The sequence below is a fragment of the Variovorax paradoxus genome (assembly GCF_030815975.1).
In the GTDB taxonomy this organism is placed as follows: Bacteria; Pseudomonadota; Gammaproteobacteria; order Burkholderiales; family Burkholderiaceae_C; genus Variovorax; species Variovorax paradoxus_N.
The window spans coordinates 2,920,939-2,936,303 of sequence record NZ_JAUSXL010000002.1 but is presented as its reverse complement, the minus strand read 5'-3'; the positions used below and the strand labels follow the sequence as shown (position 1 = coordinate 2,936,303).

The window sequence follows — 15,365 nt, the reverse complement described above, 5'->3', positions numbered from 1 at the left end:
GAAATAAAAACTCCGGGCTGCGACGAAGCCCCACGCGGTGCTCGCTCAAAAGCTTGGATTATTATGGTTCGATGATTCCATCGCTCCGCCGACACCGCCTTGCGGCGGCCGCGTCTCTCGTGTTGCTGGCTTGTGCCGCTCAGGCGCAAACCTCCGATCCCGCCGCGCCCAAGAGCCCGGCACCCATCATCGAACGGCCAGCACCGTCCCGTCCGGGCACCAAGCCGGCGCCGGCCGCCGCCGCAGCCGCCGCGAAGCCGGCCAGCGACCCCGACGCCCAGCCCTCTGCACTGACGGCCGAGCTGTTCTACGAAATTCTGATGGGCGAGATGACCGCGCGCTCCGGCGACCCCGGATCGGGCTACGCGCTGGTGCTCGACGCGGCCCGCCGCCTGCGCGACGGCAAGCTGTTCCAGCGCGCGGTCGAGATCGCGCTGCAGTCGCGCTCCGGCGACGCGGCGCTCGCGGCCTCCCGCGCATGGCAGGAGACGCTGCCCAACTCGCGCGATGCACGGCGCATCGAACTCCAGATACTGATTGCGCTCAACCGCATCGGCGAAACTGTCGAGCCGCTGCGCGCCGAAATCGCGGCCACGCCGCAGATCGAAAAGCCGATGCTGATGGCGGTGATCGCGCGCAACTACTCGCGCGCCTCCGACAAGAAGCAGGCCGCTTCGGTGGTCGAGCAGGCGCTGTCCGATGAGCTCAAGAGCCCGGCCACCGGGGCGCTGGCCTGGGCCACCATCGGCCGCATGCGCCTGAATGCCGGCGACACCTCCGGCGCCCTTGACGCCGCCTTCAAGGGCCAGCAGATGGATCCCGCCTCCGACGCTCCGGCCGCTCTGGCGCTCGAAATGATCGACCCCGGCCAGCCGCTCGCGGAGCCGATCGTCACGCGCTACCTGGCCAGCAATCCCAAGGCGCCGCCCGACCTGCGCATCGCCTACGCTCGGGTGCTGGTCGAAAACCGCCGCTACGCGGATTCCGCCGCGCAGTTGCAGGCGCTCACCGCCGCGCGACCCGAACTGGCCGAGCCCTGGCTGCTGCTGGGCAGCCTGCAGGCGCAGGCCCGGCAGGACGCGGCGGCTGAAACCTCTCTCAAGCGCTACATCGACCTGTCGGCCAACCAGAAAGACCCGGACGACCGCCAGCGCGGCACCACACAGGCCTACCTCGTTCTCTCGCAGCTGGCGGAGCGCCGCAAGGACTTCACGGCCGCGGAGCGCTGGCTCGCACGCGTGGACAGCACCGACGACCTCGTCGTTGCGCAGACGCGCCGCGCGGGCCTCCTGGCGCGCCAGGGCAAGCTGCCGCAGGCGCGCGAACTCGTGCGCGGCCTGCCCGAGCGCAGCGCCGAGGACAAGAAGCAGAAATTCCTGGCCGAAGTGCAGCTGCTGCGCGACGCCAGGCAGTACCAGGCGGCCTACGACATGCTGGCGCAGGCTTCCGCCGCAGCCCCGACCGACAGCGACCTGGTCTACGACCAGGCCATGGTGGCCGAAAAGCTCAACCGCCTCGACGAAATGGAGCGGCTGCTGCGCAGGCTGATCGAGCTCAAGCCCGAGAACCAGAACGCGTACAACGCGCTCGGCTACTCCTTCGCAGATCGCAAGATCCGCCTCGACGAGGCGCGCACGCTGATCCAGAAAGCCGTGCAGCTGGCGCCCGAAGACCCCTTCATCGCGGACAGCCTCGGCTGGGTGGAATTCCGGCTGGGCAACACGACCGAGGCCATCCGCATCCTCGAGGCGGCCTACAAGACCCGGCCCGATCCGGAAATCGGCGCGCATTTCGGTGAAGTGCTCTGGGCAACCGGCCAGAAGGACCGCGCGGTCACGATCTGGAAGGAAGCCCTTCTGAGCGACGCCGAGAACGAGACCCTGCAGGAAACGCTCAAGCGCCTGCGGGTCAGGCCGTGAACATGCACGCCCCCGGGCCTGTCGGCGCCAGCCGCCGCGCCCTGCTGGTCGCGGGTGGGGTTGCGCTTCTCTCGATCGCAGGCTGCGCCCAATTGGCGGGCGGCTCTTCCGCCTCAAGAAGCGCCGACAGCTGGAGCGGCCGCATGTCGCTGCGCATCGACAGCCAGCCGGTGCAGACCTTCTCCGCGCTGTTCGAATTGCGCGGTTCTCCCGAAGCGGGCGAACTCTCGCTCACGAGCCCGATCGGCAGCACCTTGGCTCAATTGCACTGGTCGCCCGGCGAGGCCCTGCTCAAGAATGGCAGTGAAATCCGGCGCTTCGATTCGGTCGATGCATTGATCGAAGCCGCCACCGGTGCGGCCATACCGGTCGGCGCGCTCTTCGGCTGGCTCGCGGGCCGCAACGAGCGCGTGCCCGGCTGGCGCCCCGACCTGGCGCAGGTCGCGAACGGCCGCCTGCAGGCCACCCGCGAAAATCCCGGCCCCACGGCGGACCTGCGCATCGTCTTCGAGCGGTCATGAAGGCGATCTACGACCTTCCCGCACCGGCCAAGCTCAACCTCTTCCTGCACATCACCGGCCGGCGCGAAGACGGCTACCACCTGCTGCAGTCGGTCTTCATGCTGATCGACTGGTCCGACACGCTCCATGTCGAACTGCGCAGCGACGGCCAGCTCAGCCGCGAAGACCTGACGACCGAACTGCCGCCCGACGATCTCGTGCTGCGTGCGGCGCGGGCGCTCCAGGCGCATGCAGCGCCCGGCCAGGGCGCCCACATCGGCATTGCCAAGCAGGTGCCGGCGCAGGCCGGCATGGGCGGAGGCTCTTCGGATGCCGCCACATGCCTGCTGGCGCTGAACCGCCTGTGGAAGCTGAACCTGCCGCTGTCGCGCCTGGCCGAGATCGGCGTGAAACTGGGTGCCGACGTGCCGTTCTTCCTGGGCGGGCGCAATGCCTGGGTCGAGGGAATCGGCGAAAAAATCAGGCCCGTGAACATCCCGCCCGCACGGTTTGTGGTGGCCAAGCCACCCCAGGGACTCGATACAAAGCTAATTTTTTCTGCGCCCGACCTTCAACGCGCTACTCCTGTTGCTATAATCTCGGGCTTTGCTGCAGATAGCGAACAGCTTGAAGCTCCAAACCTCGAAAGCAGCGCTTTCAAGGTTTTCGACTTCGGCCACAACGACCTGCAGCCGGTTGCCCAGCGGCTTTGTCCCGCGGTCACCGACGCCATCGAATGGCTCGGCGCCCAAGGATTGAAAGCCCGGATGACCGGCTCCGGAAGTTCGGTTTTCGCAAAAATGCCGCAAGGGCCGCAAAAAGCGGAACTGGCCGAAGCCCCCGCGGGCTGGCAGGTTCGCCAATGCAGCAACCTGGCCGTTCATCCACTTTGGGGATGGGCGACCTGAAGATGATCGGATCGTTATGGGTCCGATGCGACATATCGGTTTGTGGCGAAAGCCATCGACCCGTGTAGGGGAGTCGCCAAGCTGGTTAAGGCACTGGATTTTGATTCCAGCATGCAAAGGTTCGAATCCTTTCTCCCCTGCCAAATATTCAAACTGCGGCCCAACGGCCGCAGTGCTTCTTTTGCAGCCTGCCCGCTGCAATAATCGGTGGCCCATGGGCCACCACGAATCAAACTCTTTGGCGGCTTCCTAAAAGCCATTTCGCACTGCCGGGACGCGCTCATGCAGGCTAATCACCCTGATTTCATGGTTTTCACCGGCAATGCCAATCCTGGCCTGGCCGCAGAAATCGCGCAGAACCTCGGTACCTCGCTGGGTGCCGCGCGCGTTGGACGCTTCTCCGACGGCGAAGTCACCGTCGAGATCAACCAGAACGTCCGGGCGCGCGACGTGTTCGTGGTGCAGTCGACCTGCGCTCCGACCAACGAAAACCTGATGGAACTGCTCATCATGGTCGACGCGCTCAAGCGCGCCTCGGCCGAGCGGATCAGCGCGGTGATTCCCTACTACGGCTATGCCCGCCAGGACCGCCGCCCGCGTTCGAGCCGCGTGCCGATTTCGGCCAAGGTGGTGGCCAACCTGCTGGAAACCGTGGGCGTCGAGCGCGTGCTCACGATGGACCTTCACGCCGACCAGATCCAGGGCTTCTTCGACATTCCGGTCGACAACATCTATGCGTCGCCGGTGCTGCTGGGCGACCTGCGCCAGAAGAACTACGAAGACCTGATCGTGGTCTCGCCCGACGTCGGCGGCGTGGTGCGCGCCCGCGCGCTGGCCAAGCAGCTCAATTGCGACCTCGCCATCATCGACAAGCGCCGCCCGAAGGCCAACGTGAGCGAGGTCATGAACGTGATCGGCGAAATCGATGGCCGCAACTGCGTGATCATGGACGACATGATCGACACCGCAGGCACGCTGGTGAAGGCGGCCGAAGTGCTCAAGGAGCGCGGTGCGAAAAGCGTCTACGCCTATTGCACGCACCCGATCTTCTCGGGCCCGGCCATCGAGCGCATCACCCACTCCGCGCTCGACGAAGTGGTCGTGACCAACACCATTCCCCTTTCCGACAGCGCCCTGGCGTGCGGAAAGGTTCGCCAGCTCTCCGTGGCACCGCTGATCGCCGAGACGATCCAGCGCATTGCCAAGGGCGAGTCGGTGATGAGTTTGTTCTCGGACCAGGACAACCTGTTCTGATCCGGGCAAAAAGCGGGCGCCACCTTCCTTTTTCTGGAATGGCGTCCTTGTTGAACCGGAGTCGCACTGGTCGCGGTGGGCTCTTACAGGAGTTGATATGAAATTCGTCGCTTTTGAGCGCGCCAAGCAGGGCACGGGTGCGAGCCGCCGTCTCCGCACCTCGGGCAAGACGCCCGGTATCGTCTACGGTGGTGAAGGCCAGCCCCAGCTGATCGAGCTCGATCACAACGCGCTGTGGCACGCCCTCAAGAAGGAAGCCTTCCACTCGTCGATCCTCGAAATGGAAATCGCCGGCGCCGCCAGCAAGGTGCTGCTGCGCGACGTGCAATACCACCCGTTCCGCCAGCTGGTGCAGCACATCGACTTCCAGCGCGTCGACGCCAAGACCCGCCTGCACATGAAGGTGCCGCTTCACTACAAGGGTGAAGAAGAGTCCGATGCCGTCAAGCTCGACCACAACCTGGTGACCCACGTCATGACCGAACTCGAAGTCAGCTGCCTGCCGGCCGACCTCCCCGAGTTCATCGAAGTGGACCTCTCGAGCCTCAAGAAGAACGCCACGCTGCACGTGAGCGACATCCAGCTGCCCAAGGGCGTGAAGTTCGTGAGCCACGGCAAGCTGAACCCGGTCATCGTGTCGGCCGTGCCGCCGCTGGTCGCCGAAGAACCGGCACCTGCCGCTGAAGGCGCGGCACCTGCCGAAGGCGCAGCAGCACCCGCTGCCAACGGCAAGCCGGCTGCCAAGACGGCAAAGCCCGCCGCGAAAAAGTAATTCTTTTTCCCGCGCATTGCAGAAGGCCCGCCACGAGCGGGCCTTCTGCTTTTTGGGCGGCGAGATAATTCCCCACATGATCAAGCTGTTTGTCGGCCTCGGGAACCCGGGCCCTGAATATGAAGCCACCCGGCACAACGCCGGCTTCTGGTGGATCGACGCCCTGGCGCGCGACTGGAAGCTCAACCTCGTGCCCGAGCGCAGCTATCACGGCCTTGCGGCGCGCGCGAACATCAACGGGCAAAGCGTCTGGCTGCTGGAGCCGCAGACCTTCATGAACCTGTCGGGCAAATCGGTGGGCGCGCTGGCCCACTTCTTCAAGATTGCGCCCGAGGAAATCCTGGTGGTGCACGACGAGCTCGACGTGGTGCCCGGCCAGGCCAAGCTCAAGTTCGGCGGCAGCCATGCCGGCCACAACGGCCTGCGCGACATCCATGCGCAGCTGGGCACCGGCGACTACTGGCGCCTGCGCCTGGGCATCGGGCACCCCGGCGTGAAGTCGGAGGTCATCAATTGGGTGCTCAAAAAGCCGCTGAAGGAGCAGCGCGAAGCCATCGAGGACGCCATCGTGCGCACGCTGCATGCGGCGCCCGCGCTGGTGGCGGGCGAGATGGAAAAGGCCACCTTGATCATTCACACGAGCAAACCGCCCCGGCCCAAACCGCCGCGGCGGGAGCCCGGCGACGGAGGCACGCCCGCCACCGCCTAGTCAGCCGGCAACGAGAGTGCGGGAGAGAAAAGAAGGGGAGAGAAAAAGAAATGAAAAAAAGAAAAACCAGGGCCGGGAGAACAGGAGCCGCCTTGTTTTTGGTGGCCTGCGGCACTTTCTGGATGCCCGCGGCGGCGCAAGGAAGGTTCGAGACCTACCGCTGCGGCAACACCTACACCGACCGGCCATGCGAAGGCGGAAGGCAGTTGGCGGTGGACGACGCGCGCACCGAGTCGGACCGCCGCGCGGCGGATGCGGCCACGCGCAGGGCCGAGGCACGCGCCGACCAGCTCGAGCGCATTCGCCTGTCGCAGGAAAAGGAGGCCTACGAGCGCAGCCGGCGGTCGGCGCAAGACGCGAGGCAAGCCGCCATCGCCGAACGCCGGCTCGCGTCTACCGAGCAGCTGGCGCGGGCACGCGCCCAGAAACTCGGCTCCGAACCCCGCAGGTCGAGCCCGCGTTTCAGCGGCGCGGCCATCGACAAACCCGCTTCCGCGGGAGGAGGCAGCAGCAGCAGAAAGAAGAAGCGAAACGATTCAAGCGCCGGCTGAGGGCGCCTGCGGCTGCGCGGCCTGGGCCTTTGCCTTGGCTGCGGCGAGCCGCTCGAACTTCTGCCACAGCGTCTCGCGGCTTTCGACGTGTTCCGGATGGATCGGGATGCACGCCACCGGGCACACCTGCACGCACTGCGGTTCGTCGAAGTGGCCGACGCATTCGGTGCACTTGTGCGGATCGATCTCGTAGAACTCCGCGCCCATGTAGATCGCATCGTTCGGGCACTCGGGCTCGCAGACATCGCAGTTGATGCATTCGTCGGTGATGATGAGGGCCATACCCCGATTATCGCGAACAAGGCACGGTTGTTGCACGAGTCGGGTTATGCTGCGCCCCGCCCCATGAGCCTGTTCATTCTCAAGCGCCTCGCCACGCTGATCGCAACGCTGATCGGCGCCTCGGTCATCGTTTTCCTCGTCCTCGAGATCCTGCCCGGCAATGCCGCGCAGATGCTCATGGGGCCCGACGCCGCGCCCGAGGCGGTGGCCGCCCTGGCCGCCAAGCTCGGCCTCGACCAGCCGGCCTGGACGCGCTACTGGCACTGGATCGCGGGCCTCCTGACCGGCAACCTGGGCGACAGCTACGCCTACAGCTCGCCGGTGCTCGACCTCATCCTGGAACGGCTCGCGCTCACCGTGCCGCTGGCGCTGCTCGCGATGGCCTTCACCACGGTGCTCGCGCTGCTGGTGGGCGTGACCGCCGCTGCGCGCCACAACAAGCTCGGCGACGTGGGCCTGATGGGGCTCACGCAGGTGGGCATCGCCATTCCCAATTTCTGGTTCGCGATCCTGCTGATCCTGGTGTTCTCGGTCCAGCTGCAGTGGTTCTCGGCCGGCGGCTTCGAGGGCTGGGGCGAAGGCATCTTCGCGGGCCTCAAGTCGCTGCTGCTGCCGGCTCTGTCGCTGGCGGTGGTGCAGGCCGCGATCCTCGCGCGCATCACGCGCTCGGCCGTGCTCGAGGTGATGCGCGAAGACTTCGTGCGCACCGCGCGCGCCAAGGGCGTTTCGCAGCGCGCGGTGCTCTGGACCCATGTGCTGCGCAACGCGATGATCCCGGTGGTCACCGTCATGGGCATGCAGTTTTCCGAGCTGCTGGCCGGCACCATCGTGGTGGAGAACGTGTTCTACCTGCCGGGCCTGGGCCGGCTGATCTTCCAGGCCATCAGCAACCGCGACCTGATCGTGGTGCGCAACTGCGTGATGCTGCTCGCGGCCCTGGTGGTCATCGTGAACTTCGTGGTCGACATGCTCTATGCCGTGATCGACCCGCGCATCAAGGCGAGCGACATATGAACGCGATCGCGGTTCCGAGCGCAGCGGCGCTCAAGGTGCCCGGGTTCTGGCGCCGCGCCCTCAGGCACCGCAGTTTCATGCTCGGCGGCGTGCTGACGCTGCTCCTGCTGCTGGCCGCCGCCGTCTCGCTGGTGTGGACGCCCTGGTCGCCCTACGAGATGGACATGGCCAGCAAGCTCAAGCCGCCCTCGGGCGCGCACTGGCTGGGCACCGACACCTTCGGACGCGACGTGGCCTCGCTGCTGCTGGTGGGGGCGCGCGCGTCCATCCTGGTGGGCGTGATCGCGGTGGGCATCGGCCTTGTCGTGGGCACCGCGCTGGGCCTGCTCGCGGCGGCGCGGCGCGGCTGGGTCGAGGAAGCGATCATGCGGCTCACCGATTTCTCGCTCGCGTTTCCGGCCATCCTGTCGGCCATCATGATGACGGCGGTGTTCGGCGCCGGCATCGTCAACGCGATCATCGCCATCGGCATCTACAACATTCCGACCTTCGCACGCATCACGCGCGCCTCGGCCAACGCCATCTGGTCGCGCGAATACGTGGCGGCCGCACGCGCCTGCGGCAAGGGCAGCTTCGCCATCACGATGCAGCATGTGCTGCCCAACATCTCGGCCGTGCTGATCGTGCAGATCACGATCCGCTTCGCAATTGCCATCCTGGCCGAGGCCGCCCTCTCCTATCTGGGCCTGGGCACGCAGCCGCCGCAGCCCTCGTGGGGCCGCATGCTCAGCGAGGCGCAGACCATGATGTTCCAGTCGCCGCTGCTCGCGGTGTTCCCCGGCATGGCCATTGCGATGGCGGTGCTGGGCTTGAACCTGCTCGGCGACGGGCTGCGCGACCTGCTCGACCCGCGCCTTGCGCGCGCCCGCTAAGCGATATGCCACTGCTCGAAGTCAAAGACCTGCACGTCGAACTGCAAACGCAGCGCGGCCCCGCCGAGGCCGTGCGCGGAATCGGCTTCACGCTGGAGCGCGGCGAAACGCTGGGCATTGTGGGCGAGTCGGGTTGCGGCAAGTCGATCACGGTGATGTCGCTCATGGGCCTCCTGCCGTCGACCGCCAAGGTCACGGGCAGCATCCGCTTCGACGGCACCGAGCTCGTGGGGCGCGACGAAAAGGCCATGTGCCAGATCCGCGGCAACCGCATCGGCATGATTTTCCAGGAGCCGATGACGGCGCTGAACCCGGTGCACACCATTGCGCGCCAGGTCGGCGAGCCGCTGCGGCTGCACCGCGGGCTCACGGGCGCCGAAGCGCGCAAGGAAGTGCTGGCGCTGCTCGATCGCGTGGGCATTCCCGATGCGGCTTCGCGGCTCGATGCCTATCCGCACCAGTTCTCGGGCGGGCAGCGCCAGCGCATAGGCATCGCGATGGCGCTGGCTTGCGGCCCCGACCTGCTGATTGCCGACGAGCCCACCACCGCGCTCGACGTCACCATCCAGAAGCAGATCCTCGAACTCATCCAGGGCTTGGTCGCGGAGCGCGGCATGGCGCTGATCCTGATCTCGCACGACCTTGGCGTGATCGCGCAGACCGTTTCGAAGATGCTGGTGATGTACGGCGGCAGCGTGGTCGAGAGCGGCCCGACCGATACGGTGTTTGCCGAACGCGCGCATCCCTACACGCAGGGCCTGTTCGCGGCGCGGCCGGCGCTCGGCGCGCCGCGCGGCGTTCGCCTGGCCACCATCCAGGGCAGCGTGCCCGAGCTGGTCGACCTGCCGCCGGGCTGCCCTTTTGCGGGCCGCTGCAAGTACACGGTCGATGCCTGCCATGCGACCCGGCCGCCGCCCACGATCCTGCGGCACGAGCACGCGGTGCGCTGCATCCGGCTCGAGGAAATTGCCGCGGAAGGCGCCCTCGCATCATGACCCCATCCACCAACACCCCGCCCTTGCTCGAGGTGACGGATCTTGTGCGCCACTACGCGCTGCCGCGCGAGAAGCTCTTCGGGCCGCCGCCGCTCGTGAAGGCGCTCAACGGCGTGAGCTTCAGCGTCGCGGCCGGCCGAAGCCTGGGCATCGTCGGCGAATCGGGCTCGGGCAAGTCGACCATCGCACGCCTGGTGATGGCGCTCGACACGCCCACCTCGGGCAGCGTGCGCATGCTGGGCCGCGACCTGCACCGGCTGCCCAGGGGCGAGCTGCGCGCAGCACGGCGCGACTTCCAGATGGTGTTCCAGGATCCCTACGGCTCGCTGGATCCGCGCCAGACCGTCGCGCGCATCGTGGCCGAGCCGCTCGAAGCGCTGGCCGAAACAAGCCGCGCGATTCAGCGCGAGCGGGCCTCCGAGGCCCTGGCCGCCGTGGGCCTGCGCACCACCGACATGGACAAGTATCCGCACGAATTCTCGGGCGGCCAGCGCCAGCGCATCGCGATTGCGCGCGCGCTCATCACGCGCCCGAAGCTCATCGTGGCCGACGAGCCGGTGAGCGCGCTCGATGTGTCGGTGCAGGCGCAGGTGCTCAACCTCATGCAAGACCTGCAGCAGCAGTTCGGCGTGAGCTACCTGCTAATCAGCCACGACCTCGCGGTGGTGAATCACCTGTGCGACGAGGTCTGCGTGGTGTGGAAGGGCAAGATCGTCGAACAGGGCCCGCCCGGCGAGCTCTTTCGCAATGCGCAGCATCCCTACACGCGCACGCTGCTCGACGCGGTGCCGCGCACGCCCGCCGGCGGCACGCTCTTGGCGGCCTGAGTCCTCGTCGGGCGGCGGCCTGACATCGAAGCTTCGCGGACCGGTTCTAGGATGAGTGGGTCATAAGCATCTGGTTGCGCGGCCACCCTCCCTCGCGCAAGATGCCTGCCCCCTGTTCCGAGGACACCGCTTCATGTTCAAACGACGCACCCTGCTCGCCACCGGCGCCGCAGCCCTGGCTCCTTTCGCGCTGTCGACGACCGCATTCGCGCAGAGAAAGAAGGACGCGCTGGTGCTGGCGCTCACGCTGGAGCCCACTGGGCTCGATCCCACGGCCAAGGCCGGTGCCGAGATTGCGGAGGTGGTGCTCTACAACGTCTTCGAAACGCTCACCAGGATCAATTCCGACGGCAGTGTTTCGCCCCTGCTGGCCGAGCGCTGGGAAATCTCGCCCGACCTCAAGACCTATACCTTCCAGCTCCGGCGCGGCGTGAAGTTCCAGAATGGCGAGCCCTTCGATGCGAACACCGTCAAGTTCTCGTTCGACCGCGCCGCCGCGGCCACCAGCACCAACAAGGACAAACGCACCTTTACCAACATCGCCACGCAGGTGGTGGACGAGCACACGGTGGTGCTGATCAGCAAGGAGATCGAGCCCGAGCTGCTCTTCCTGCTGGGCCAGGCCTCGGCCATCATGGTCGAGCCCAGGACGGCGGACACGAACGCCGTCAAGCCCGTGGGCACCGGCCCCTACCGGCTCGACAGCTGGGCCAAGGGTTCGGCCATCGTGCTCGCCAGGTGGGAGGGGTACCGCAGCGCCGACGCGGTGCAGATCCGCAAGGCGAGCTTCCGCTTCATCTCCGAGCCGGCCGCACAGACGACGGCGCTGCTCTCGGGCGACGTCGACCTGTTTCCGCACGCCTCGGTCTCGCGCAGCCTGCCGCAGTTCCAGAACGACAAGCGCTTCCAGGTGCTGTTCAACGCCTCGCGCGGCAAGACCATCCTGGCCATCAACAACAGGCGCAAGCCGCTCGACGACGTGCGCGTGCGCCGCGCCATCGCCGCGGCCATCGACCGCAAGGCGGTGATCGAAGCCGCGGCGGACGGCCGCGGCGTGGCCATCGGCAGCCACTACGTGCCGGGCGCGCCGGGCTACGTCGACACCACGGGCATCAACCCCTACAACGTCGAGAAGGCGAAGCAGCTGCTGGCCGAGGCAGGCGTGAAGACACCGCTCGAACTCGAGCTGGTGCTGCCGCCCCCGCCCTATGCGCGGCAGGGCGGCGAGCTCATTGCCGCGCAGCTGGCCAAGGTGGGAATCGTCGCCCGGATCCAGAACGTCGAATGGGCCCAGTGGATCAGCGGCACCTACGGCAACAGGAACTACGACCTCTCGCTGATCCTGCACGTGGAACCCTTCGACCTCGTGAACTACACCAAGCCCGAGTACTACTGGGGCTACCAGTCGGCCAGGTTCAACGAGGTGTTCGACAAGGCGCGCAACAGCGCGCGCACCGCCGACCGGCTGCGCTACCTGGGCGACGCGCAGCGGCTGCTGGCCGAGGACGCGGCCAATGTCTTCCTGTACCAGCCGCAGTTCATCACGGTGGCGGCGCGCGGCCTGCGCGGGCTCTGGAAGGACACGCCGATCTTCGTCAACGACATTGCCGCCCTCTCCTGGAGCTGAGCCCGGCATCCGGGAACGTCCCGAGGAAAAAGCGCTTGCGCGGCCGGGCGCCGAAGCCTGCGCTGCGAGAGAATGGCCCGCTGCCGCGCGTGGCATCTTTCGTGCTGCGTGTTCTTCCTTCGTGCCGCCGCGCCTCCATTCGGGGCGCGCCGCGCATGGGAAGCAGCCATTCGCACCATCGTTTTTCCGGAGATCACAACGTATGTTGAACCGTCGCACCCTCCTTGCCACCGCCGGCGCCACCGTGGCGCTGGCCTCTCCCATCGCCGGCATGGCCCAGGGGCGCAAGGACGCCATCGTGATCGGCATGGCGCTCGAGCCGCCGGGCCTGGATCCGACCGCGGGCGCTGCGGCCGCCATCGCGGAGGTGGTGCACTACAACATCCTCGAGACGCTCACCAAGATCAATGCCGACGGCAGCGTCACGCCGCTTCTGGCCGAGAGCTGGGAAGTCTCGCCCGACCTGAAGACCTACACCTTCAAGCTGCGGCGCGGCGTCAAGTACCAGAACGGCGAGCCCTTCAACGCCAACACCGTGAAGTTCGCCTTCGACCGCGCCGGCAGCGAGAAGAGCACCAACAAGGACAAGCGCACCTTCGCGAACCTGAGCACGCAGGTGGTCGACGACTACACGGTGGTGGTCATCAACAAGGAAATCGATCCCGACCTGCCCTTCGTGCTGGGCCAGGCCACGGCCGTGATCGTCGAGCCCAAGAGCGCCGACAGCAACGCCACCAAGCCGGTCGGCACCGGCCCCTACAAGCTCGACAGCTGGGCCAAGGGCTCGTCGCTCACGCTGAGCAAGTGGGAGGGCTTCCGCAGCCCGGCCACGGCCAGGATCAACAAGGTGACCTTCCGCTTCATTTCCGACACGGCCGCGCAGGCCGCCGCGCTGATGGCGGGCGACGTCGACGTGTTCACGCGCATCGGCACGCGCGTGGTGCCGCAGTTCAAGATGAACCCGCAGTTCCAGGTGATCCTGGCCGGCTCGCGCGCCAAGACCATTCTCTCGATCAACAATAAAAAGAAGCCGCTCGACGACGTGCGCGTGCGCCGCGCGATTCTTGCAGCCATCGACCGCAAGGCCGTGATCGAAGGCGCGGCCGACGGCTTCGGCGTGCCGATCGGCAGCCACTACGTGCCGGGCGCCGCGGGCTATGTCGACACCACGGGCGTCAACCCCTTCGACATCGAGAAAGCCAAGAAGCTGATGGCCGAGGCCGGCGTGAAGACGCCGCTCGAACTCACCATGACGCTGCCGCCGCCGCCCTACGCGCGCCAGGGCGGCGAGGTGATCGTGGCGCAGTTGGCCAAGATCGGCATCACGGTCAAGGTGCAGAACGTGGAGTGGGCGCAGTGGCTCAGCGGCACCTACGGCAACAAGGACTACGATCTGTCGATCGTTTCGCACGTCGAGCCTTTCGACCTCGGCAACTACGCCAAGCCCGACTACTACTGGGGCTACCAGTCGAAGGCCTTCAACACGCTGTTCGACAAGATCAAGGCCACGGCCAACCCCGCCGAGCGCAACAAGCTGCTCGGCGAGGCGCAGAAGATGCTGGCCGCCGATGCGGCCAACGGCTTCCTCTACCAGCCGCAGTTCCCCACCATCGCGAAGAAGAACGTGAAGGGCCTCTGGAAGGAAAACCCGATCTTCGTGAACGACCTCTCGGCGCTGTCATGGGGATGAGTGCCGACGTGTCATCCTCCTCATTGAACGAGCTTTCCGCCCAGGAACTCTCCGCCGCCTACCGCGACCGGCGCCTGTCGCCAGTCGAGGTCACGCAGGCCGTCATCGCGCACATCGAGCGCTGGGAGCCGAAGCTGCAGGCCACCTGGCTCTTCAGGCCCGAAGCCGCGCTCGAACAGGCACGCGCTTCGGAAGCACGCTGGCAGCGCGGCGACGCGCTCGGTCCGCTCGACGGCGTGCCGGCCACCATCAAGGAAAACATCGCCACCCGCGGCGATCCGATGCCGGCCGGCACGGCCGCCGTCGACCTGAAGCCCGCGGCCGCCGATGCACCGCCCGCCGCGCGCCTGAAGGAAGCCGGGGCGGTGATCGTGAGCAAAACCACCATGCCGGACTACGGCATGCTGTCTTCGGGACTCTCGAGCTTTCACACGCTGGCGCGCAACCCCTGGGACCTGAGCAGGACCCCCGGGGGCTCGAGCGCCGGTGCCGGTGCGGCGGCCGCCGCGGGCTACGGCCCGCTGCACATCGGCACCGACATCGGCGGGTCGCTGCGGCTGCCCGCGAGCTGGTGCGGCATCTTCACGCTCAAGCCGAGCCTGGGCCGCATTCCGATCGATCCGCCGTACATGGGCCGCGCGGCCGGCCCCATGACGCGCAGCGTCGGCGATGCGGCGCTGATGATGCAGGTGCTCGCCAAGCCCGATGCCCACGACAGCATGAGCCTGCCGCCACAGGACATAGCCTGGGAGAGCTTCGACGTATCGCCCGATCATTTGCGGGGGCTGCGCATCGGCCTGCTGCTCGACGCGGGCTGCGGCCTTGCGGTCGAGCCCGAGATCCAGGCGGCGGTCGAGCATGCGGCGCGCCTGTTCGAAAAGGCCGGTGCAATTGTCGAACCCATGCAGCCATTCATGTCGCAGGCCATGCTCGACGGCATGGACCATCTGTGGCGCATGCGCTCGCTGGTGGACATGAAGGCCCTGCGCCCCGACCAGCGCGCCAAGGTGCTGCCCTACATCCGCGAATGGGCCGAGAGCGCGGCCGAGTTCAGCGGCGAGCACGTGTTCCGCGGCTTCAGCCAGTTCCATGCCACGCGCGTGGCCACGGTGCAGGCCTGCGCGCGCTTCGACTATGTGATCTCGCCGGTGTCGCCGAACATGCCCGCGGCGGCCGAGGCGCCCTCGCCCACCAACGATCCATTGCGGCCGCTGGAGCACATCGGCTTCACGGTGCCGTTCAACATGTCGGAGCAGCCGGCGTCTTCGGTGAACTGCGGGTACTCGGCGAGCGGATTGCCGATCGGGCTGCAGATCGCCGGGCACCGGTTCGACGACCTCGGCGTGCTGCGCGTGTCGCGTGCGTTCGAGCAGATCCGGGAGCCGCAGCGGCCTTGGCCTGTGGCGCCTTGAAAACTTGTTTTTTTGGGCGCTGCTGTTCGGGGC

The 15,365-nt window shown here is 67.0% G+C and carries 15 protein-coding genes and 1 tRNA gene; 15 read left to right on the top strand and 1 reads right to left on the bottom strand.

Annotated elements, in window-relative coordinates; all coding sequences use genetic code 11:
- Positions 1–71 precede the first annotated feature (71 nt).
- The 8 genes from QFZ47_RS17475 (at position 72) to QFZ47_RS17440 (ending at position 6,613) form a co-directional block, all read left to right on the top strand.
- Positions 72–1,919, top strand: coding sequence for a tetratricopeptide repeat protein (locus tag QFZ47_RS17475; protein WP_307656822.1), 1,848 nt, complete (start codon positions 72–74; stop codon positions 1,917–1,919).
- 2 nt (positions 1,920–1,921) lie between these two features.
- On the top strand, positions 1,922–2,440 hold the full coding sequence (locus tag QFZ47_RS17470; RefSeq protein ID WP_307658959.1) for a lipoprotein insertase outer membrane protein LolB: 519 nt from the start codon (positions 1,922–1,924) through the stop codon (positions 2,438–2,440).
- Positions 2,437–3,327: a 4-(cytidine 5'-diphospho)-2-C-methyl-D-erythritol kinase gene (gene ispE / locus QFZ47_RS17465; RefSeq protein WP_307656821.1), complete on the top strand. Its 891-nt coding sequence runs from the start codon at positions 2,437–2,439 to the stop codon at positions 3,325–3,327. Before QFZ47_RS17470 ends, ispE begins: the two co-directional genes overlap by 4 nt.
- A 66-nt stretch (positions 3,328–3,393) precedes the next feature.
- Positions 3,394–3,470 (top strand) — tRNA-Gln (locus QFZ47_RS17460).
- Positions 3,471–3,609: 139 nt separating this feature from the next.
- A complete protein-coding gene (locus QFZ47_RS17455; RefSeq protein WP_145740342.1) occupies positions 3,610–4,581 on the top strand; it encodes a ribose-phosphate pyrophosphokinase in 972 nt (323 codons plus the stop codon).
- A gap of 97 nt (positions 4,582–4,678) precedes the next feature.
- On the top strand, positions 4,679–5,353 hold the full coding sequence (locus QFZ47_RS17450) for a 50S ribosomal protein L25/general stress protein Ctc (RefSeq protein ID WP_307656820.1): 675 nt from the start codon (positions 4,679–4,681) through the stop codon (positions 5,351–5,353).
- 76 nt (positions 5,354–5,429) lie between these two features.
- The gene (gene pth, locus QFZ47_RS17445; RefSeq protein ID WP_307656819.1) at positions 5,430–6,062 is read left to right on the top strand and encodes an aminoacyl-tRNA hydrolase; all 633 of its coding nucleotides are present in this window, start codon (positions 5,430–5,432) and stop codon (positions 6,060–6,062) included.
- A 101-nt stretch (positions 6,063–6,163) separates the two neighbouring features.
- Positions 6,164–6,613, top strand: a complete 450-nt coding sequence (locus QFZ47_RS17440) for a hypothetical protein (protein WP_307658958.1) — start codon at positions 6,164–6,166, stop codon at positions 6,611–6,613.
- Here QFZ47_RS17440 and QFZ47_RS17435 read toward each other — a convergent pair.
- Positions 6,599–6,895 (bottom strand): YfhL family 4Fe-4S dicluster ferredoxin, encoded by a 297-nt coding sequence (locus QFZ47_RS17435; RefSeq protein WP_307656818.1) that lies wholly within the window; start codon positions 6,893–6,895, stop codon positions 6,599–6,601. The genes QFZ47_RS17440 and QFZ47_RS17435 overlap by 15 nt on opposite strands.
- A 63-nt stretch (positions 6,896–6,958) precedes the next feature.
- Here QFZ47_RS17435 and QFZ47_RS17430 point away from each other — a divergent pair, with 63 nt between their 5' ends.
- The 7 genes from QFZ47_RS17430 to QFZ47_RS17400 all read left to right on the top strand — a co-directional run bounded on the left by QFZ47_RS17430 (position 6,959) and on the right by QFZ47_RS17400 (position 15,332).
- The gene (locus QFZ47_RS17430) at positions 6,959–7,909 is read left to right on the top strand and encodes an ABC transporter permease (protein ID WP_307656817.1); all 951 of its coding nucleotides are present in this window, start codon (positions 6,959–6,961) and stop codon (positions 7,907–7,909) included.
- On the top strand, positions 7,906–8,781 hold the full coding sequence (locus QFZ47_RS17425; protein WP_307656816.1) for an ABC transporter permease: 876 nt from the start codon (positions 7,906–7,908) through the stop codon (positions 8,779–8,781). The genes QFZ47_RS17430 and QFZ47_RS17425 overlap by 4 nt, the downstream gene beginning before the upstream one ends.
- A gap of 5 nt (positions 8,782–8,786) precedes the next feature.
- Positions 8,787–9,776, top strand: a complete 990-nt coding sequence (locus QFZ47_RS17420; protein ID WP_307656815.1) for an ABC transporter ATP-binding protein — start codon at positions 8,787–8,789, stop codon at positions 9,774–9,776.
- Entirely contained in the window at positions 9,773–10,603 is an 831-nt protein-coding gene (locus tag QFZ47_RS17415; RefSeq protein ID WP_307656814.1) for an ATP-binding cassette domain-containing protein, read from the top strand. The genes QFZ47_RS17420 and QFZ47_RS17415 overlap by 4 nt, the downstream gene beginning before the upstream one ends.
- 133 nt (positions 10,604–10,736) lie before the next feature.
- Positions 10,737–12,230, top strand: coding sequence for an ABC transporter substrate-binding protein (locus QFZ47_RS17410; protein WP_307656813.1), 1,494 nt, complete (start codon positions 10,737–10,739; stop codon positions 12,228–12,230).
- 202 nt (positions 12,231–12,432) lie between these two features.
- Positions 12,433–13,920 carry an ABC transporter substrate-binding protein gene (locus tag QFZ47_RS17405; RefSeq protein WP_307656812.1) on the top strand — a complete coding sequence of 496 codons (1,488 nt, stop codon included), beginning with the start codon at positions 12,433–12,435 and terminating at the stop codon, positions 13,918–13,920.
- Positions 13,917–15,332: an amidase gene (locus QFZ47_RS17400; RefSeq protein WP_307656811.1), complete on the top strand. Its 1,416-nt coding sequence runs from the start codon at positions 13,917–13,919 to the stop codon at positions 15,330–15,332. Before QFZ47_RS17405 ends, QFZ47_RS17400 begins: the two co-directional genes overlap by 4 nt.
- Positions 15,333–15,365: the final 33 nt, after the last annotated feature.